Here is a 19,427-nt window from a genome sequence, read left to right as displayed (position 1 = left end):
TTGCAAAGCCATTGACGCGCTTGTGCCGGACGCACGCTTGCGCCTTACGCGTTCCTCGCGAATAACGGGCGCCGCTTTTTTGGTTATGAATGCGCCGAACCGCCGGCGAACCGAGGCCGGCTCAGCCGCGTTATGCGGTCGACAACTTCGATCCGCGTCGATCAACCGCCGAGCACGCCCCCCACTCACTGACCTCACACCTGATCTGAAGGTGGTCTCATCTGGCGGCGGCGTTACCAGTTTTCCCGAGCTTCATGTCCCATCCCCCTCTGAGGTGATGGATCCTACCCATTTTGAAGGAGATTGCAGGGCTCATGTCACTTGAGTTATCTGGACTACCAATCACAATGTAGATTTGTGGGGCGCAGACGCATGAGTTGCGGAATATCAATGCCTGTTGGCAAGCCGCAAGTTGCGATCATAGACTCCAAAAGCCTGCGACGCGCTAGTTTAATAAGCTTCTTTCAGCAATGGGCTCACTCTGAAGAGTTGATGTTGACACCTTTCGATGTCGTCGAAGCTTGTGAAGCACTCCAGGCGCAGGCAGACATTCGGATGCTGATCGTCAACGTAGGCGGTTGCTCCATCGCTGAGCCGGAAAACTTGCAAACATTTATGATGCTGCGCGGGCAATCAGGTGGTGTACCTCTGATCATCATCTCGGATAGAGATGATCCTCAAGAGATCGCCGCCGCAGTCGCCGCGGAAATAACAGGCTTTGTTCCTACCGGTATGGACGCCAATCTCGCATGTAAGGCACTATCATTTATCCTACATGGCGGTTCGTATTTTCCACAGGCCGCTATTCGCCAACTCCAGCGCCAGTCAGCGCAAAACCGATCACAGGAAGAGACGCATGCACCGAAATCGGATCAAAACGGCCACAGGATGAAAAGCAAGCTGACAGGACGAGAAGGAGAGGTGCTTGAACGTGTCCGCTTCGGAGACTCTAACAAGATGATTGCGCGGGAGCTCGGGATGACGGAAGCAACTGTGAAGGTATACGTTGGGCAACTTATGAGGAAATTTGGTGCCACAAACAGAACGCAATTGGCGCTCGTCGGAAATCAGGGCTTTGCGCCGGATTGTACTGGATTGATTGACGCATCGCTGACAGAAGAGTGTACGAACTCGACTGAGCTCGAAAAAAAAGAGCGTAACGAACCAATGCTACGTCTCGATAACACTCTGTCAAGGTAGACGACACAAGTCGCTTGAGAAACGGACGCTGTATTCGTTATCGGATTGTCTCCGCGCGAAAGAGGCATGACGCTCGAGCGAGGCCAAGATGCGCGGTCCACATGGCCTAAGTGTACGCAACTCGACGCACCTACGGCGAAGAGGAATGCAATTCCGCATTGGATCAGGATCGATCCTGCAGGGGCTAAGATGGAGCCGCGGCCAAACCTTCATTCTGTCATTCGACGGGAGTAGGCGGATCGTTTGCTTCGCTGACAGAAGCGGACTAGGGTCTGTACTCAATAGGGATTCCCGCTGAGGCGGAGTTGTGATTCAAGACCTCCGAGTCGAAGGGGGGCTTGATGGGGCAAAAGCTATATTGGCTGAGTGAGGCGGAGTGGAAGCGGATTGAACCGCTGTTGCCACGTGGGCGGCGCGGCGCCCATCGCGTGGATGACCGACGCGTGATCAGCGGGATCCTCCACATGCTGCGATCGGGCGCACGCTGGCGAGACTGCCCGGCAGATTACGGCCCCTACACGACCATCTATAACCGCTTCAATCGCTGGAGCCGCCAAGGCGTGTGGGGCAATATTTTCTACGCCTTGACTGGCTCAACCGGCCGGGTCGGGACAATGTCCATCGACGCGACCCACATCAAAGCCCACCTCGGCGGCGGGCGCAAAAGGGGACTTCCAGCAGGCGGTCGGCCGCTCGCGAGGCGGACGCACCACCAAAATCCACGCGCTGACCGAGGATTATGGACGTCCGATCGCCTTCGTGATCACGCCTGGCAACTGCCATGACCTCACGGCGGCGCGCGATCTGCTGCCTGCCGTCTCACCTGCTCGACGATTGCTTGCTGACAGGGCCTATGACGCCAATAGCCTGCGTGAGTGGTTGGCCGAGCGCGGAACAAAGGCAGTAATTCCGCCCAACCCAACTCGCAAGCATCCGCACCGGTACGACGTGAAGGCCTACAAAGGACGCAATCTCATCGAACGCATGTTTTGCCGCCTCAAGGACTTCAGGCGGATTGCGACCCGCTACGACAAGCGAGCCGACAACTTCCTCTCGGCCATCCTCTTGGTCGCCGCCGTTACTTGGTGGATCAATTGAGTCCGGACCCTAGCACTACTTTGGCAGATTGTTGATTTTGGCGCGTTTTATAGGATTCCCGAATCAATTTTTCAATGATTCATGGGTGGTCGGCTCTTGGAGGGCTGACCATGCCGGGATGGGAAGACGAACTCGAACGCTGGCTGATGCCGTTCTTGGACCGACTGGGTCATAAGACCCGGCAGCGGATGTGTCCTCTGTATGTTGCGGGATTGATCGGTCCCGGCGATCGTAAGAGCGTTCAGCCGATGGCGGAACGCCTTGCCACCAGCACCTACGACCAGTTGCACCATTTCATTGCGGACGGTGTCTGGGACGCGACGCCGCTGGAGACAGAGTTGCTCAACCAGGCGGACCGACTTGTCGGCGGCAGGGATGCGGTGCTGGTTATTGATGACACCTCACTTCCCAAGAAGGGTGAGCGCTCGGTCGGTGTTGCGGCTCAATACGCCTCGGCTCTCGGTAAAACGGCAAATTGCCAAACACTGGTGTCTTTGACGCTTGCGCGCGGCGAAGTACCCGTGATGGTCGCGTTACGTCTTTCTTTCTGCCTGACAGTTGGACAAGCGACGAATCTCGTTTGAAGCGCGCTCGCGTGCCAGTCGAACATCGAACGCCACGGTCCAAGCCGGAGATTGCTTTGGCCGAGATTGACCGCGCGATAGCAGCCAACGTGCGCTTTGGATATGTGCTGGCGGATGCAGGATACGGCCTCAGCGCACCGTTTCGACAAGGGCTAACAGAGCGCGGGCTGGTCTGGGCTGTCGGAATCCCGCGGCACCTGAAAGTGTATCCGGTCGATGTGAAGCTCATTTGGCCGATTACCAAAGCCCGCGGCAAACCACGAAAGCACCACGTGCCCGATATCTTATCAATTGCGGCCGAGCAAATGCTGGCCGGCGCCAAATGGAAAACCGTGAGTTGGCGTAGCGGGACGAAAGGTCGGCTTAAAGCCCAATTTGCTGCGGTCCGTGTCCGGACCGCCGACGGCCCTCCGCAGCGGATATGGGATAAAGGTCAGCAGCATCTCCCAGGCGACGAAGCCTGGCTCATTGGCGAGCAACGTGCGTCCGGGGAGAAGAAATACTATCTGGCCAATCTTCCGGCGGCGACGGATCTGCGCACGCTGGCCGCCACCATCAAGGCACGGTGGATTTGTGAGCAGGCGCATCAGCAGTTGAAGGAGGAACTTGGACTTGATCACTTCGAAGGGCGATCATGGCAAGGTCTTCATCGCCACGCCCTGATGACAATGATTGCCTACGCCTTCCTGCAACATCGTCGCCTCGCACACGCGGGGCGGAAAAAAGAATCTACGGGCCTCCGCCTCAGCCAACCATGCCAGCCGTACGTCACGCCATCGTCGATCTCATCCTTCGGCCGCCGTCTCAGCATTGCCCATATTGCCGAAGGCAAATCCGTGAAAAACAGCGGCGAAAACACAATCTGCCAAAGTAGTGCTAGTCGGAGCAACGCAACGACCACGCCGCTTCGTAGCCGGCGTCGCGCGTCGCCATTGGGATCATTGAGGGGATCGCTCGGCATCCCTAATGACTTTGTTCATCGAACACGTCCGGCCCTGAGGAGATTTAATCTCGATCGCTAACGGACGGCATCCTGCATCGGCGCTCTGTCGTGCATCGACCCTAACCCAAAAGGATACATAAGGTCATCCCTGCGAGGAACAGAAAGGGAGTACGAGCCGTCCTCCATGCGAGGAATGGCGGCGGAGAGACGCGAAGTGTATTGTTAGACATCGCAGTAGGGGCGGTTCGCCATGCGGCAGTTGATTGCGTATGTTCCGGGCGAAGAACAAAATGATGTTGATAACGACGCAAACGCTTGCGCAACATCGCGTAGCTGCGCCGAGCTACCTATTCGTTTTGCGCAACCGCCGGCGCGCCAGCTTTTCCCTCATGGGCGAGCGGTTGCCCTGATTACTGTAAGCGTCCTAGCGGTAACATCAGCGGCGGAAACGGGCGCGTCTTCGGAGTCCGCGCAGGTGCAACGGCCCGTCTCCGCCGGGTCGCCCCTCGCGGGGGCGCGATCGTCCAATGTCGGCAAGGCGTCGACCCGGCTTATGCAAGCGGCGGCAACCAATTCAATCTCGCGGCACGCACCAGAAGAACACCAGGCAGCGGAGCTGCTGCGGCCTGAGTTCGGCACCGCGAAGGACTCGTCCCCCTCCATTCGGCCTAGCAACGAAAAAATAATTCATATTTCGCAAGCGGTCGTCAGCGATATAGGACAATCTCCAGAACACCACTCCGCGGAGAGACGGTCCTGCGAACTGACGGTCGGAACGCGCGCTCTCGAATTACTGAAACCTTTGGAGCGGAAGCGTGATCAGGCTGAGTCGCTCGGGCAGGGGTTCACGGGGCTTCAGCCCGCAACGGGGACGCAGACAGCGCCGGTAGCCAAGGCGACGGACGGCATGGGCCCATCGCCTGCCGGTGATACTGGCGTGGTCGAATTGCGAAACTCATTGCAGCAGGAACGCGAACGAGCTGCGCAGCTCGAACAGGATCTGGCATCGGTTAAGCGCGACCTCGCGACGCAAACGGCCTTGGTAACCAAGGCACAGGATGAGACCAGCCGACTGAAGCAGACTGCAGAGAATGACGCGACGCAGTTGAAGCGATCGCTACAGCAGGAGCATGATAAGGCGGAGGCGCTGGCAAACGAGCTGTCAACCGCGCGCACCAAGACATACGACTACGAGGCGCAGGCGCGTAAAACCGATGAGCAATTGCAAGACCTCAAGAAGAGGGCAGAGGGCACTGGCGCTGCCGAGTTGCGACAAAGTCTGCAGCGGGAACGCGAACGAGCTGCGCAGCTCGGACAGGATCTGGCATCGGTTAAGCGCGACCTCGAGACGCAAACGGCCTTGGTAACCAAGGCACAGGACGAGACCAGCCGACTGAAGAAGACTGCAGAGAATGACGCGACGCAGTTGAAGCGATCGCTACAGCAGGAGCATGAAAAGGCAGAGGCGCTGGCAAACGAGCTGTCAACCGCGCGCACCAAGACATACGCCTACGAGGCGCAGGCGCGTAAAACCGATGAGCAATTGGAAGATCTCAAGAAGAGGGCAGAGGACACTGGCGCGGCCGAGTTGCGACAAATTCTGCAGCGGGAACGCGAACGAGCTGCGCAGCTCGAACAGAATCTGGCATCAGCCAAGCGCGACGTCGAGACGCAAACGGCCTTGGTAACCAAGGCACAGGACGAGACCAGCCGACTGAAGCAGGCTGCAGAGACTGACGCGACGCAGTTGAAGCGATCGCTACGGCAGGAGCATGATAGGGCGGAGGCGTTGGCGAGAGAGCTCCAGGCGGCACACGCTACGAGAGACGAGTACGAGGTTCGGGCTCCCAATGAGAGCCGGCAAATTGAGCAGCTAAAGAAAGTGGCGGAGGCGAACGCTGCGGAGCCGCGGAAATCGGTGCAACAAGAACTGGCAACCGCGAAGCAAGTCGATCCCGCGTCCGAGCGCAGGAACAAGCACGAGTTCACAGCCGCAGTGGTAGCAAACGCGCGTCCGATTGCAAGTGCTGGCAATGAGCCTGAGGCGGACAGGGCAAAACCCTTCCAAGCCGATCAGATCAAATCAGCACGTGTTGGAGACGAGCGGCCCGACAGTGCCGATGAGGGGGCGGCGGCGTCAAGATTGGTCGCACGTGCGAGGGTGTTACTTGAGCAGGGTGATATAGGCGGCGCTCGGATTGTGCTTGAGCGCGCGGCCGAAAGAGGCAGCGCACAGGCAGTCTTCGCGCTAGCGGAGACCTACGACCCCTACGTTCTTCCCAAATGGTCAACAGTTGGCACGCTTGGGGACGTGGCAAAGGCGCGAGAGCTTTACGCAAGGGCCGAGGCAGTCGGCAACACGCAAGCGAAACTGCGATTGGAAGCGCTTCGGTAGAGGAGCTGTGGCGCTGCGATAAGCGAGGCGTTCTCACACAAAAAGGAGTACCAAATGCAAAAGCTCTTTCGACCGCAACTGTTGCTCGCCGCACTTGCTCCGTTGTTGCTACTGCAGCCCTCCGGTCTGGATGCGCGGACAAAAGGTGCTAATACGAACACTGCTGCATCAGCGAAGGAAATCGTTCGCCCCGATCCGAGAGTCACGATGAATGCCTGGACTGTCGGCCTTGCCGGAGGCCTCCTCGAGGGCGCGCCTATTCGTCTTGCCGCGGAGATCGCGCGTGTTGCGGACGACGGCGACAATCTACATGTACTGCCTGTCGTGACGCGAGGAGCCGCCGAAAACGTCAACTCACTGCTCTATTTGCATGGCATCGATGCGGCCATCATCAATGCGGACGTGCTCGACGAGTACAAGAGGGAAGTGCCGGACATTCAGCGTCGCCTAGCCTACCTGCTGAATCTCTTTCCATCCGAATTGCATATTTTCGTTCGTCCGGAGATTCACAGTCTGACAGACCTAGTAGGGAAGAAGGTCAATTTCAACAATCAAGGCACGGCCGCAGCCTATTCTGGGCCGCTGATCTTCAGCCGTCTCGGACTTGACGTGCAGCAGACCTTCATTCCGCATCAGGTCGCGTTGGAACAAATGCGCAAGGGCGATATCGCTGCGGTCGTGTTCATCACGTCCAAGCCGGTCGAGCCCTTCGTGCGTGGACGCTGGGAGCCTGGATTCAAGTTCCTCCCGGTACCGTACGAAAGCAGGCTGGAAGATTATTATCTCCCTGCATCTCTGGAAGCGGCCGATTATCCCGGCCTTATTAAAGAAGGCGAACATGTCGACACGATCGCCGTACCGACCGCGTTGGTCGCCTACAACTGGCAAAATAAGACATATCGCTATGAGCGTGTCGCTCGCTTTATCGATCATCTGTTCTCCCGCATCAACAGGCTGCAGGAGCCCGGATTTGATCGAAAATGGAAATCGATCAATCTAGGTGCGACGGTGCCCGGGCTCACCCGCTTTCCAGCGGCGCAGGCGTGGCTGGATAACCATTCTCGCGCTACGCAGGCATCGCAATGAATCGCGCGATCTTTACCGCGGCTTCCGCGCTTGCTGTCGCAACAGGAGTGGCACCGGCGCAGAGCGCCGAAAATCCGCTGGCGCAACTTCGTACCTGTGGTCTGATGCAGCGCGAGGAGCGGGTGGAATGTCTGGACAAGCTCGCGCGAAGCATCGAGCCGTCGGCCGGGCCCACAGTGGCGGTAAGCCAATGGGTCGTCAGTCAGACAACGTCGCCCGTGGATTACACGCCCGTCGCCACCGCGACGACCTCGTCGCGCGAGGTCGCAGGCGGCTCACCGCTGCAGCTTACCATGCGTTGCCGAGGTGAACGGAGCGAACTCGTTGTCTCCGGCCCCGCGATCTCAGGGCGGCCTGAGGATTATGTCGTGTCCTACAGCACCAAGAGTGGCCAGCCCGTCCAAATCGCTGTGGCCACTCCTGCGTTTGGGACCGGTATTGCTTTCAAGGCCGATCCCATCGCCTTATTTCAGTCGCTTCCAACCAATGGCGAACTGGTCGTGTACATTGCTTCCCGCCTGGGAGCCGCTCAACATGGAACGTTCTCATTGGTTGGACTTGAGGCGGTGCGCACCAGGATAGCCACGGCATGCAAGTGGCCTGCCGCCATCGCGAAGCCGAACAGCTGATATTGGTACAAGGCAAGCTAATGGGAGGTGGTTGAGCATGTTACGGCAAATTGCGCTTAAGGGAACAACAAGCCTGGCCATGCTTCTGGTGGCGGTATCTTTGTCTACGGGACAGGAAGCTGCGCGACCGGTCGATCGGGCGCCGGTGTCCCTACTGCCAAAGCAAAAAAAGGTGGTTGTGGCGAAAAAAAACGTGCGCCCGTTATCCAGCTCAGAGAATCGATCCGCGGCTAAGAACAAAGAACATCGCCTCATCTTGCAAGTGAATAGCAACGATGCGGCGGCGATGAATTTGACCCTGAACAACGCTACAAACGTGGTGCAACATTACAAAGACGTAGGCGAGAAGGTTAAGATCGAAGTGATCACCTTCGGGCCTGGCTTGCACATGCTCCGCGCCGATACTTCGCCGGTGAAGGACAGAATTGAAACAATGTCGGTGAGCACGCCGGAGGTATTGTTCAAAGCGTGCGGCAACACGCGTGACAATATGCGCAAGCATGAGAACAAGGATATAGAACTTGTTCCAGAGGCTCAAGTCGTCAACTCCGGTGTCGTGCGCATCATGGAACGGGAGGAGCAGGGCTGGACTTACGTCAAGCCCTAAGCGTGTTACCGCCAAGGCTTCGCGAGCCCGGCTGCGTACAGACATACAAAGGACGGCGCAAGACCCGATTATTCAACAACGTAATCGGCGCGCATGCTGCCGAAACCCGGTCAACCGGGTTGGCGAGTTCGGAGCAGCTTAGACTCTGGCCGGGGCGGAATCATGTTAGAGCTCCCGCGCAACTCCATCGCGGCAGCCTCACGCATACGTCAGGGGTAGCAGTCGCCGATATGTCGCTCGAATGAGCCCATAGCACTCGCAACTTGCATTCTCGAGGCCCGAGCGATCCAGCACTCGAATCCTCCCGTAGGACGTCTCGATGAGCCCATCGTTTTGAAGCTTCTTGAGAGCCAACGACACGGTGGGTCGCACCGTGCCGAGCATTTCCCCTAGGAATTCGTGCGTGAGATGGACAACGTCACCCTCAGTTCGGTCAAGGCCCATAAGGATCCAGCGCGCACATCGCGAGAGCACATCATGGGCTGCATTACACGCAACTTGCTGCAGAACGTGTGCGGCGAAGGCCTGTTGAAAGTGACCGACGAGCATACGGATTCGTTCGCTTTCAGAAACTGCCGTCTTCATCCGTGAGAGCTTGACGACGGAACAACGTCCCGGAATTTGCACAATCGACCGGGCTAGAGCAATGCTATCGCCATCAATCGCAAAAGACCCGACAATTCCTTCACAACCGATTGTACCCGTTTCAATCGTCCCACCCTCTTTCAGGTGGGTCAAAAGCGATACAAGCGCTGTATGAGGAAAGTAAATCCGGTCCACCCGACCATGCCAGTCGAACAGCACATCACCGCGCGAGAACTCGGCCTCATCCGGTCTGAGAAGCTCAAGCTCGGCTGGCGACATGGCGGCAAGCAATCTATTTTTAGCCAGCTGCCTTATCATCGCAGGTCTATCCTGAAAACGGATATCAGTATTGCCATTCGCCGTCGATAACATCCCATGGCGAACGCCTCGCGACCCGGCCGGCCGGCTTGCACAAGCTTTCAGCAGCGACCGCATCCGTGCAATACATCCTTTGGAATACGACACAACGATCGGCGATCCTAACTTCGTTCAAGAAGTCGATTGGGCGCGTACGACCGGTCCTAATGTAGCGAGGAAATTGACGTTTGATCTGCCCCCCGCCCAATCCTCCTATTTCGAACAAGTGCGCCCGCGAGCTCGTCGCGGATTTCCGGTTCCAGTTTGGTTCGTCACGAAATTAAGTGGTAAACTGTATTGAGCAATACAGACTCTCAGATGATCTTTATGCGACTGCTTTTGCAGTAGTGGCTGCGTATAAGAGCGCGTGCTAGGCCTGCCATGTGGTCGCGCTACGCTACATGATCGCGGTGCTGCGGGCCTAAGCTGCGGCGATGTTCCAGTTCCATCGCAATCTTTGCCGGCAATGGCGCTTCTCTATCGTAGGCAAAGGAGCCTTCGATGCGGAGATGTAGCTTCAGCCGGGTTGTCCGGAATATAACTATACGAATTAGTCTCCGACGGCATCCCGTCGTTTGCGAGATTTGAATTGCCTGCAGGGGATCAATTATGAGCAGGAAATCTATCAAGAGGAGACGCTCTCTAACAACCATAGTCATCGGAGGAAACAGCTTACGAAAAGACGCTCTTACTGAATTCCTACGCTCTGCGGATTTTGGCACAGTGAGTTCAGTGACATGTGTTGATCAATTGAACGCAAGTAAATTCGAACAGGGTCAAAAGTTGTTTGTCCTTGTACATACCGGCGACGATTTCCAGATTGCCCGCGAGCAAATCCAGCCTCTCAGACGTGGTCACCCAGATGCGCCCGTGGTTGTGGTTGCCGATCGATACCGGCCCGATGAAGTGGCTGCAACATTTCAGGCCGGCGCCAGTGGCTATTTCGTTGACGTCATGAGCCGTGACGTATTCATCAGATCTATCGAGCTCGTGATCATGGGCGAAACAATGTTTCCTTCGGCATTCCTGCCCTTGGCTCTCAATCTCAAAGGTGGAGACAATGATCGCGCAACCGCGCGCAAGGACCTGACAGTCTCGCCAGATGAACGCAGCGCACAACAGCTTTCCCCGCGGCAAAAAACGATTCTGCGCTGTGTCGTCGAAGGCGAATCGAATAAATCCATTGCGCGGAAAATTGACATCGCGGAGTCGACGGTTAAGGTCCATGTAAAGGCGATCCTTCGCAAAATCGGCGTGCACAATCGGACGCAAGCCGCAATTTGGGGCATTAGCAACGAGCTTAACGAAGACACCAACTCACCGCCCATCGCGCCAAACGTGCCGACCCCGCACGCGCCCAAAGCAAGAGCCGCTCTCAAACGCAGCGACGTAGCAAACATTGTTGTGCACGAGGAACGCAAGTTGGATGCTAGGGCGTCAGGCGGGGCCGCTCAGCTTCACGGCCGCTCAGCGTCTCAAAGTGCAGTTCTAAGCTTCGGTCGCGCATCGAGAATGCGTTCAACAGACTAAAGGATTTCCACGGCCAGGTTAGCGACCCTTGCGGTGGAGGCAATGAACTTGCTCGTTCGTTGCGAACAGGCGAGGATTGAGGCGGAGCTTGCCACCGCCGAGGCGATATAAAGAGGTCGAACTACATCGCGGTGGAGTGTTTCAAAGAGAACGGCGAAAGGCATGTGGTGCCGCAGTGTCGATTCTGAATGGCGAGGAGCTGCGGCGTCGAGCTGACTGATGGCCCACGACGGCTGCCGCAAAAGCGCGCCTCCTGAGACCGGACTAGAGCATGCAGATAGTGTTGATAGCCTTTCTGAGCTGTTCGAGCTCGATTGGCTTGCGGCAATACCAGCCCGTGCTGGAAAATGATGCCACCCACGGGCCTGCCCGATATTGCATATTAGCACCAGCTGGCTAGCTTCCATGCCGGGCGGCCGGCGAGCACTGGTCGGGAAACTTGGCGGCCAGTGCGAGGGTCGAGAATGATCGGACTGGCTCAGCCCAGGTCAGCATACGTTGCACCTGCTCGACCCGGCCATCAATTCGCGAAGCGGGTCGTGCGAGTTGATCCGACTGGTGCGATAAAATTTCGCTTTCGGAGCCGGTTCGCCGGTTCTTATTCATGCGTGCCTTGACCTGCACCGCCCAAGGGCGTGCAAGCAATACAGCTAGTGATATAGGGCTCCTGTGCGCATTCCCGCCTCCCTCCGGTGAGGCCGGTGAGGTCCGCCTTGCCGGCGATGGAACCGGCCGTGGAACTAGGGCATGACAAAGAAAATTCGAGCAAATCGCGCGACGCAGATTTTCCGAAAACTTCAATCAAATAACGACGGTTCGCACGAGAATTGGCGACGATCTGCGATGCATGAGCAACATGACTTGTCATCGTCACCATCACGATTGCCATTTGTTGCGGCTGTGCCTGTCGAGTGAACGAACAAGAGCATTCACTGCGACGTCCGACGATCGGGCCCACAGGGAAAGAACCGCATTTTTCGGTTAACGGATGTTGCGATGCAATGTAGCCAGACGGTTAAATCCGGCACACGCCCGATCCAGGGAACGTCGAAGTGTCGTTGGGAATCCAATGCGGTTCAGCGTCAACCGTGTCGCATCGGCAGCCACTCTCGGCAACATCCTCAAACTCGACGATCGCCGGCATTCGTGGCTTGGCGTGAAAGCGAGCGTGCTCGCAGGCTGGTGACTTGCGTTCCGCCGGCAATTATCGGCGAATGCGTCGCCCCGGGGGATGGCAATCAGCAGGAAGGAATGGCCAATGAGCTTCGAAACCACCATGACATCCGACGTCGTCGGCCTGACCAAAAGTGCTGCGGTCTCGCGCCGTGGATTCATGAGTGCCACCGCGGCCGTGGCGGCAGGCTATACGCTTGCGGCCGGGCCGGTCCGCGCCGAGGTGGTCACGACCGACACCAAGGGTCTCGAGGCAGGCGATGCCAAGATCAAAGTCGGCTCCGAAGAGATGCCCGCCTATTTCGCCCGCCCGGCCGGCAACACCAAGGCGCCGGTGATCATCGTGGCGATGGAGATCTTCGGCCTGCACGAATACATCAAGGACGTGACGCGACGCCTCGCCAAGCTCGGCGTGTTGGCGGTCGCACCCGACTATTATTTCCGCAAGGGCGTCGACCTGACCAAGATCGCGGACGTCAAGGACCTGCTGCCGGTGGTGAATGCGAAGTCGGATGCCGAGTTGTTGTCGGATCTCGATGCGACGGTGGCGTGGGCGGGATCGCAAGGCGGTGACGCCACCCGGCTCGGCATCATCGGCTTCTGCCGGGGCGGCCGCACGGTCTGGGAGTACGCCGCCCACAGCGGCGCTCTCAAGGCGGGCGCTGCCTTTTATGGAACGTTGGTCGATCCCGCCAATCCGCTGTGGCCGAAGAGTCCGATGCAGCTCGCGCCCGAGATGAAGGCGCCGGTCCTCGGCCTCTACGGCGCTGCTGATACCGGCATTCCCGTTGCCCAGGTCGAGCAGATGAAGGCAGCGCTCGAGCAGAACAAGAAGACAGCCGAGTTCAAGATCTACCCCGATGCACCGCACGGCTTCCATGCCGACTATCGCGGTAGCTACCGCAAGGACGCCGCGGAAGACGCCTGGAAGCGGGCCGAGGCCTGGTTCAAGAAGTACGGCGTGTTGAGCTGACGTCGGGTCCAAACAAAAGGGCGGCCGAACGGTCGCCCTTTTCATGTCAGCGCACAGGTTTCACTTGGTCATCGCTCCATAGACGATGTCCTGAACCTGCTCGCGATAATATTTCCTGAGCTCGCCGGGCGCGGCCGTCCCCACCACCACGACGAGACGCTCCTTGGGATCGCAGAAGAACTGCGTTCCGTAAGCGCCGTTCCAGGTGAATTCGCCGGGATTGCCGGGGACCGACGACAGGCCCTCGCTGGTCCGGACCGCCACCGAAAGGCCGAAGCCGAAGCCACCGCGATGCGGCTCGATATTGGCCACATTGTTCTTGATCTCGGGGCCGAGATGGTTGGCCGTCATGTGATGCACGGTCTTCGGGGAGAGGATGCGCTGCCCGTCGAGCTCGCCGCCGTTGAGCAGCATCTGCCCGAAGCGGATGTAATCGCCGACCGTCGCGAACGAGCAGGCGCCGCCACAATCGAACTTGGTTGGGGTGTCCAAGAGCTTGATGCCCTGCGGCTTGCCCGTCAGCGGATCGTTCGCGAATGGGCGGGCGAGGCGAGAACGCTGCGCGTCGATCGGGTGGAAGGTCGCATCCTTCATGCCGAGCGGCTGCCAGACATTGGCGGCGAGATAGTCGCCGAGCTTCTGCTCGCTGACCTTCTCGACGACCGCGCCGAGCACGTCGATCGAAAAGCCGTATTCGAACTCGGTCGAGGGCTGGTGCGCCAGCGGCAGTTTTGTAATGCGGTCGATGAAGGCCTGGGTGTCGCCTTCGATCGCGGGCGCGATGCCATCAGGATACTGCCGTGCGACCGGGCTCGATGAGTCCGGCCGGCCGCCATACATCAGGCCCGACGTATGCCGGTAGAGATCGTGGATGAAGATCGGCGAGGCCTGCGGCTCGAGCTTGAGCGAGCCGTCGCCCTGGGGCACGCCGACCTTCATGTCGGCAAAGCCGGGGTAATAATCAGACAGCTTGGCCTGGAGCGGCAGCCGGCCCTGCTCCATCAGCGTCAGGCCGGCGACCGCTGCCATCGGCTTGGTCATCGAGGCCAGCGCGAAGATCGCATCGACCGGCATCGGCGTGCCCTTGTCCGGATCGAGCACGCCATAGGCCTTGTAGTGCACGAGCTTGCCGTCACGCGCGATCGCAACGACCGCGCCGGGGACGCGCTTGGCGGCGATCTCGCGTGCGAAGAAGGTGTCGAGCCGCGCAAGGCCTTGTTTTGAAAATCCAACATCGTCGGGACTGGCTTCGGGCAGCGGCGCGGCCCGTGCTGCGCTGAGCGTGACGACGGCAACCGTCGCCGCGATCATGGCGATCGTCTTGTTCATTGCATCCTCCCAATGGACGAGCTCGTTGTGCGGTGGCTCGCTCGATGCCTAGATCACGACCGCGCTGGGATGAAGTCAAGCGCGGGCGAGGCATGGCTGGAAAGCGTGGGAGCGCAGGAGCCTTATCGCCCTTCGCCTGCGCGCCATAGTGCGTCGAGGCCGTGTCGATAGGTGGGGCAGGCCAGCGTGACGCCGAGCTCGCGCTTCAATTTCGCATTGGAGACACGTGCGCTGCTGGCATAGAAGCTGCGGGCTATTGCCGACATCTCGGCCGTCGTGAACGCTTCTTCAGGCGGCGGCGCCACCCCCATCAGCTTCGCCGCATAGGCGATCACGTCCTGTGGCGGCGCGGGCTCGTCGTCGCAGACGTTCCAAATGCCGCCGCCCTGGTGATGAACAGCGGCCATGATCGCGCTCGCGATGTCATCGACATGGATCCGGTTGAAGACCTGTCCCGGCTTGATGATGCGCCTTGCCGTTCCCGCGCGCAGCGTTACCAGCGCGTTGCGGACCGGGCCGTAGATGCCCGCAAGCCGCAGGATCACGGCATCGCCGCGCGCCGCGTCCATCCAGGCCTGCTCCGCAGCAACCCGCATGCGCGTGCGGTCGAGGGTTGCCTGCGGCGGCGTGCTCTCGTCGACCCATCCACCGCCGTGATCGCCGTACACCCCGATGGTGGAGAGATAAACGACCTTGCAGCGGCTCCCCTGGAGCACGCCGCCGAACGCCGCCATCGCGGGATCTCCGCCGTTGCGGGGCGGGATTGACACCAGCAGGACATCGGCATCGCGAACCTGTTGAACCGTCTCGCGCGACGGAGGGCGGCCGGAAAACGGATGCACCTCGAGGCCGGCGAGATCGTTCCGCTGCGCGGGATCGCGCACGGTGCCGGCGATTTGCGAGAAGCCGTCGCCGTATTTGCGGACGAAGTGCCGGGCGCTGTAGCCGAGGCCAAGGATGAAGAGCCGCATGCGTCTCCCGTGCAGGTCGAAAGTTCCCGTTCGCGACGTCGCGCGTAGTTCGCTCATAAGAGATTTTTGGGTCCGGCAAAAGATATTGCGATTTGTCTCGCCTGCCACTTCGCGGGATGGTCATCCGTCACAGGTAGGTCGGGAGGGAGGCGCAGTTGGCGACCGGGTCGATCACGCAGAGGGAGGCGCCCGCGACAGTGCGATGCGACGCCAACGAGCTGATCCGCCGTGCGGCCGCACTAATCTTCGATGTCGACGGCACCTTGGCAGAGACCGAGGAGCTGCATCGGCAGGCTTTCAACCACGCCTTCGCTCGCCACGGTCTCGACTGGCGGTGGGACCGCGCCGTCTACAAGGACCTGCTGCGGGTGACGGGCGGCAAGGAGCGCATGCGCGCCTACCACGCCAGGCTGGGCGCCGCTCCGCCATTGTCGGACATGGAGATTGCAGAGCTCCACCGCATCAAGACCGCGCACTATGCCGAGCTGGTCGAGACCGGCTGCTGCCCCTTACGGACGGGCGTGGCGGACCTGCTCGCTGCGGCGAGGGCGCGGGGCCAGCGGCTTGCGATCGCGACCACCACCTCGCACGGCAACATCGACGCGCTGCTCTCGCGGGCGCTGGGCAAGCGCTGGGCCGCGGATTTCGAGGCGGTCGTCGCCGGCGATGATGTCAGCCACAAGAAGCCCGCGCCGGACGTCTATATCGAGATCCTGGCGCGGCTGAAGCTGGACGCCGCGGCGTGCGTCGCAATCGAGGATTCCGCCAATGGGCTGATCGCGGCCTCGCGCGCCGGTATCCCGGTTCTGATCACGCGCAGCATGTTCTTTGGCGACGATGACTTCACCGCGGCGCGGGTCGTGCTGGATGATCTGTCGGACCTCGGGACCGGCAAACAAAAAACTGAAAAACAACCCCATGCACAGTAGATCACGCTGGCGTGATCGCCACGCTCAGTGGACGCGGTGACTCGTTCTATCGTCCTCAGCCTGCTCGACAATCTGCGCGATCGGGCTCGACTGATGGTGTACCAGGCGCCAGTCGTCGCCGACGCGGCGGAAATGGTTGGCGGCGGCCAAGGCGGTGCCGTCGACGATCTCGATGCAGAGCACGCGGGCGCTGTCGCCGTCGACGATCGCCTGCGGTTCGGCGCAGACGATCTGCGGCCGGTGCGGGTTTTGCAGGATATCGCGCCAGCTTCCGATCACGGTGGCGCGCCCGATGATGGCCGGCCAGCCGGGATGGATGCAGGAGATGGAGTCGTCGTCCGCCCACATCCGTTCCATGCCGGCGAAGTCGCCCGTCGAGAACGCGGCGTAGAAGGCCGCGTTGGCGGCGATGACCTTGTTGTCCTTTCCCATCGCTCTCGGGTGAGCCAATGACTGGCAAAAAGCAAGCGCGACTTCCGTCGATTTTGGCTGCAGTGCAGCATTCAAGATGCTGCCCGCTTCGTGGTCATGCCGAGACGTGCGTTGCCACGGCCTGCCCCGCGCCAACCGTGTAGAGACGGCCGAGCGCCGCGGTGACGGCCTCGCGCAGGCGCGGCTCGGCGCCGAGCGGGCCGAACACCTTTGCGACACCAAGCAGCGCGGGCGCGAGCCGCTCGGCAACAGGTCCCGCCTCGCGCGCCAGCGCGGCGAACTCGCCGGCGAGTGGATCGCGCACGTCGATCGATCGGCCCTGCTCGTCGAGGCCGGTGACGTAGCGCATCCAGCCGGCCACCGCGAGCGCATGCGTTGCGATCGGCAGGCCCCTCGCAAGGCGATCCTGCATCGCGCCGAGCAGCCGTTGCGGCAGCTTTTGCGAGCCGTCCATTGCGATCTGCCAGGTGCGGTGATGCAGCGCCGGATTGGCGAAGCGCTTGAGCAGCGAGGCGCGATAGGCGGCGAGGTCGGTGCCCGCGGGCATCGTCAGCGTCACCGCGGCTTCTTCCATCACCTGCGCGGCAAGGCGCGCAAAATGCGGATCCTGCATGGTATCGGCGATGGTTTCGTAGCCCGAGAGATAGCCGAGATAGGCGAGCGCGGAATGGCTGGCGTTGAGCAGCCGCAGCTTCATCAACTCGAACGGCTTGACATCAGTGACGAGCTCGACGCCCGCTGCGGCAAGGTCCGGCCGGCCCGCCGTGAAGCGGTCCTCGACCACCCATTGTGTGAAGGGTTCGGTCATGACCGGCCAGGCGTCGCGCATGCCCAGCGCCGATTCGACCGCATCGCGGTCGCGATCCGTCGTCTCCGGCACGATGCGGTCGACCATGGTCGAGGGGAAGGCGACCGCATCCGCGATCCACTTGCCGAGATCCTTTGAGCGCAGCGCAGCGAACTGCGTCACGATCCGCCGCACCGTATGGCCGTTGGCGGCGAGGTTATCGCAGCACAGCACGGTGAACGGCATGGCGCCTAGCGCCCGCCGGCGTGCCAGCGCGGCGACGATGAATCCGGGCGCCGAGCGCGGCGCATCGAAATTGTTGAGATCGTGCACGACATCGGGATGCCGCTCGTCGAGGTCGCCGGTCTGCGGCGTGTGGCAATAGCCCTTCTCGGTGACCGTCAGCGACGCGATGCGCGTGGCGGGATTGGCCATCCGCTCCACCAGCGCGGCCGGCTTCTCGCGCGCGACGACGCTGTCGAGCAGGGCGCCGATGACGCGGTGCTCGGTGCCTTCGGCGGCGCGCACGGCAATTGTGTAGAGATGATCCTGCGGGGCGAGGGCGTCGCGCGTGTCCGGGCTGCGCAGGCTGGCGCCGACGATACCCCAGGACGTGGCGCCGGCGGCAAGGCAGTCATCGACGACAACCGCTTGGTGCGCGCGATGAAACGCCCCGAGGCCGAGATGCACGATGCCAGGCGTGACGCGCGAACGATCATAGGCCGGGCGGCGGATGGCTGGCGGCAGCCGGTCGAGGTTGGCGCGGCCAAGACGCATCGAAATCTGGCGCATGGTCGTCTCTCCCTGTGTTTGGCCGCTGCTTGACATGGCGCCCGTATCAGGTCAATGCTCCGGTCAATTGGTAAGACCAATTTTCCAAAATTGGCGGGGCCGCGGGGGCGACGGGTGCCTCGCGCGGACCCTTTCGGGAGGACCAGCGTGCCGCTGGAAGCTGTGGAGGCGAGACGGCTCTATCGCCAGGTCGCCGATCAATTGCGAAGTCTGATCGACAGCGGCGAGTACGCGGTCGGCAGCCGCTTGCCGACCGAGCGCGAGCTCGCCGAGCAGCTCAAGGTGTCCAGGCCGACGGTGCGCGAAGCCTTGATCGCGCTCGAGGTCGAGGGCCGCCTCCGTATCCGTGTCGGGTCCGGCATCTATGTGATCGAGCCTGCCGCCGTGGCCGCGCCTGCTCCCGCCGCCGTCATCGAGGGGCCGTTCGAGCTCTTGCGCGCCCGCGAATTCCTGGAAAGCGCCATCGCCGAGCAGGCCGCGCGCGTCGCGACCAAAGACGATCTCGCCCGCATCAATGCGTCCCTCGTCGCGATGGAGAATGTCGAACATCCCGGCGAAGCCTCGATGGTGCACGACCGCGCGTTCCATATCGCGATCGCCGGAAGTCTCGGCAATGCCGTTCTGGTGCGCGTCGTCGGCGAGCTGTTCGATCAGCGTCTCAATCCATATTTCGCGAAGCTCGCGCATTATTTCGAGAGCCCGGGTACGTGGCGCACGGCGCTCGACGAGCATCGCGCCGTGCGCGACGCGATCGCCGCGCATGATCCCGATGCCGCGCGCGAAGCCATGCGCGCGCATCTGGCGCGATCCCAGCAACGCTTTGCGCAGAATTTCGGTGCCGAGTCCGCGGCGGGGTCGGCTTCAGGGCAAGGCCGCGCGGTGCGATCGGCGGCAAGACCGTCGAAACCGAAACATGCGCCGAAGAAGAAGCCAGCCGCGAGCGGCGGTGCGCGGCGGCGATGAGATTGGGCGGCCCGCATCCGCTTCGGCTGGGGGCGAACAAGAAGCAGACTTGAACGATGGAGGA

Annotated in this window: 16 protein-coding genes and 1 pseudogene; 11 read left to right on the top strand and 6 right to left on the bottom strand. The window is 60.6% G+C overall.

Going from position 1 to position 19,427, the window contains the following annotated elements:
- Positions 1-390: 390 nt before the first annotated feature.
- The 7 genes and pseudogenes from P6U28_RS23940 to P6U28_RS23910 all read left to right on the top strand — a co-directional run bounded on the left by P6U28_RS23940 (position 391) and on the right by P6U28_RS23910 (position 8,542).
- Complete coding sequence (locus P6U28_RS23940; RefSeq protein ID WP_407120054.1) at positions 391-1,200, top strand: LuxR C-terminal-related transcriptional regulator; 810 nt, start codon at positions 391-393, stop codon at positions 1,198-1,200.
- A 341-nt stretch (positions 1,201-1,541) separates the two neighbouring features.
- A protein-coding gene (locus tag P6U28_RS23935; protein ID WP_407120053.1) for an IS5 family transposase occupies positions 1,542-2,298 on the top strand; the annotation gives its coding sequence in 2 pieces (ribosomal slippage) (positions 1,542-1,849 and positions 1,848-2,298; 759 coding nt in all).
- Positions 2,299-2,372: 74 nt separating this feature from the next.
- Positions 2,373-3,722, top strand: a pseudogene (locus tag P6U28_RS23930) (IS701 family transposase).
- Between the two features lie 656 nt (positions 3,723-4,378).
- A complete protein-coding gene (locus P6U28_RS23925; protein ID WP_407120052.1) occupies positions 4,379-6,220 on the top strand; it encodes a hypothetical protein in 1,842 nt (613 codons plus the stop codon).
- A gap of 54 nt (positions 6,221-6,274) precedes the next feature.
- Positions 6,275-7,306, top strand: a complete 1,032-nt coding sequence (locus tag P6U28_RS23920) for a TAXI family TRAP transporter solute-binding subunit (protein WP_407120051.1) — start codon at positions 6,275-6,277, stop codon at positions 7,304-7,306.
- Positions 7,303-7,935, top strand: a complete 633-nt coding sequence (locus tag P6U28_RS23915) for a hypothetical protein (RefSeq protein ID WP_407120050.1) — start codon at positions 7,303-7,305, stop codon at positions 7,933-7,935. The genes P6U28_RS23920 and P6U28_RS23915 overlap by 4 nt, the downstream gene beginning before the upstream one ends.
- A gap of 37 nt (positions 7,936-7,972) precedes the next feature.
- On the top strand, positions 7,973-8,542 hold the full coding sequence (locus P6U28_RS23910) for a hypothetical protein (RefSeq protein WP_407120049.1): 570 nt from the start codon (positions 7,973-7,975) through the stop codon (positions 8,540-8,542).
- 198 nt (positions 8,543-8,740) lie between these two features.
- Here P6U28_RS23910 and P6U28_RS23905 read toward each other — a convergent pair whose 3' ends face one another.
- Positions 8,741-9,499: a Crp/Fnr family transcriptional regulator gene (locus tag P6U28_RS23905; RefSeq protein ID WP_407120048.1), complete on the bottom strand. Its 759-nt coding sequence runs from the start codon at positions 9,497-9,499 to the stop codon at positions 8,741-8,743.
- A gap of 708 nt (positions 9,500-10,207) precedes the next feature.
- Here P6U28_RS23905 and P6U28_RS23900 point away from each other — a divergent pair.
- On the top strand, positions 10,208-11,014 hold the full coding sequence (locus P6U28_RS23900; RefSeq protein ID WP_407120047.1) for a LuxR C-terminal-related transcriptional regulator: 807 nt from the start codon (positions 10,208-10,210) through the stop codon (positions 11,012-11,014).
- Positions 11,015-11,612: 598 nt separating this feature from the next.
- Here P6U28_RS23900 and P6U28_RS23895 read toward each other — a convergent pair.
- Positions 11,613-11,903 (bottom strand): hypothetical protein, encoded by a 291-nt coding sequence (locus P6U28_RS23895; protein ID WP_407120046.1) that lies wholly within the window; start codon positions 11,901-11,903, stop codon positions 11,613-11,615.
- Positions 11,904-12,272: 369 nt separating this feature from the next.
- On the opposite strand from P6U28_RS23895, the gene P6U28_RS23890 reads away from it, so the two are divergent.
- Positions 12,273-13,160, top strand: coding sequence for a dienelactone hydrolase family protein (locus tag P6U28_RS23890; protein ID WP_407120045.1), 888 nt, complete (start codon positions 12,273-12,275; stop codon positions 13,158-13,160).
- A 60-nt stretch (positions 13,161-13,220) separates the two neighbouring features.
- Here P6U28_RS23890 and P6U28_RS23885 read toward each other — a convergent pair whose 3' ends face one another.
- A complete protein-coding gene (locus P6U28_RS23885; RefSeq protein WP_407120044.1) occupies positions 13,221-14,489 on the bottom strand; it encodes a serine hydrolase domain-containing protein in 1,269 nt (422 codons plus the stop codon).
- A 122-nt stretch (positions 14,490-14,611) separates the two neighbouring features.
- A complete protein-coding gene (locus P6U28_RS23880) occupies positions 14,612-15,460 on the bottom strand; it encodes an SDR family oxidoreductase (RefSeq protein WP_407120043.1) in 849 nt (282 codons plus the stop codon).
- A gap of 155 nt (positions 15,461-15,615) precedes the next feature.
- Between P6U28_RS23880 and P6U28_RS23875 the strand changes: the two genes are divergently transcribed.
- A complete protein-coding gene (locus tag P6U28_RS23875) occupies positions 15,616-16,389 on the top strand; it encodes an HAD family hydrolase (RefSeq protein WP_407120042.1) in 774 nt (257 codons plus the stop codon).
- Between the two features lie 24 nt (positions 16,390-16,413).
- On the opposite strand, the gene P6U28_RS23870 is transcribed toward P6U28_RS23875, so the two are convergent.
- Positions 16,414-16,821: a nuclear transport factor 2 family protein gene (locus P6U28_RS23870; RefSeq protein ID WP_407120041.1), complete on the bottom strand. Its 408-nt coding sequence runs from the start codon at positions 16,819-16,821 to the stop codon at positions 16,414-16,416.
- Positions 16,822-16,915: 94 nt separating this feature from the next.
- Complete coding sequence (locus P6U28_RS23865; RefSeq protein ID WP_407120040.1) at positions 16,916-18,400, bottom strand: mannitol dehydrogenase family protein; 1,485 nt, start codon at positions 18,398-18,400, stop codon at positions 16,916-16,918.
- Between the two features lie 147 nt (positions 18,401-18,547).
- On the opposite strand from P6U28_RS23865, the gene P6U28_RS23860 reads away from it, so the two are divergent.
- Entirely contained in the window at positions 18,548-19,363 is an 816-nt protein-coding gene (locus P6U28_RS23860) for a FadR/GntR family transcriptional regulator (RefSeq protein ID WP_407120039.1), read from the top strand.
- Positions 19,364-19,427 lie beyond the last annotated feature (64 nt).

The organism is Bradyrhizobium sp. STM 3561, from assembly GCF_045571455.1.
Classification (GTDB): Bacteria; Pseudomonadota; Alphaproteobacteria; order Rhizobiales; family Xanthobacteraceae; genus Bradyrhizobium; species Bradyrhizobium vignae.
This window is presented reverse-complemented; position numbering and strand designations above follow the sequence as displayed.

Excerpts from the sequence above, each read along its gene's own strand:
- P6U28_RS23910 (WP_407120049.1), top strand. The coding sequence starts at position 7,973 with ATGTTACGGCAAATTGCGCTTAAGGGAACAACAAGCCTGGCCATGCTT.
- P6U28_RS23885 (WP_407120044.1), bottom strand. The coding sequence starts at position 14,489 with ATGAACAAGACGATCGCCATGATCGCGGCGACGGTTGCCGTCGTCACG.
- P6U28_RS23890 (WP_407120045.1), top strand. The coding sequence starts at position 12,273 with ATGAGCTTCGAAACCACCATGACATCCGACGTCGTCGGCCTGACCAAA.
- P6U28_RS23880 (WP_407120043.1), bottom strand. The coding sequence starts at position 15,460 with ATGCGGCTCTTCATCCTTGGCCTCGGCTACAGCGCCCGGCACTTCGTC.
- P6U28_RS23920 (WP_407120051.1), top strand. The coding sequence starts at position 6,275 with ATGCAAAAGCTCTTTCGACCGCAACTGTTGCTCGCCGCACTTGCTCCG.
- P6U28_RS23915 (WP_407120050.1), top strand. The coding sequence starts at position 7,303 with ATGAATCGCGCGATCTTTACCGCGGCTTCCGCGCTTGCTGTCGCAACA.
- P6U28_RS23940 (WP_407120054.1), top strand. The coding sequence starts at position 391 with ATGCCTGTTGGCAAGCCGCAAGTTGCGATCATAGACTCCAAAAGCCTG.
- P6U28_RS23870 (WP_407120041.1), bottom strand. The coding sequence starts at position 16,821 with ATGGGAAAGGACAACAAGGTCATCGCCGCCAACGCGGCCTTCTACGCC.
- P6U28_RS23925 (WP_407120052.1), top strand. The coding sequence starts at position 4,379 with ATGCAAGCGGCGGCAACCAATTCAATCTCGCGGCACGCACCAGAAGAA.
- P6U28_RS23895 (WP_407120046.1), bottom strand. The coding sequence starts at position 11,903 with ATGGCAATCGTGATGGTGACGATGACAAGTCATGTTGCTCATGCATCG.
- P6U28_RS23865 (WP_407120040.1), bottom strand. The coding sequence starts at position 18,400 with ATGCGCCAGATTTCGATGCGTCTTGGCCGCGCCAACCTCGACCGGCTG.
- P6U28_RS23905 (WP_407120048.1), bottom strand. The coding sequence starts at position 9,499 with ATGTTATCGACGGCGAATGGCAATACTGATATCCGTTTTCAGGATAGA.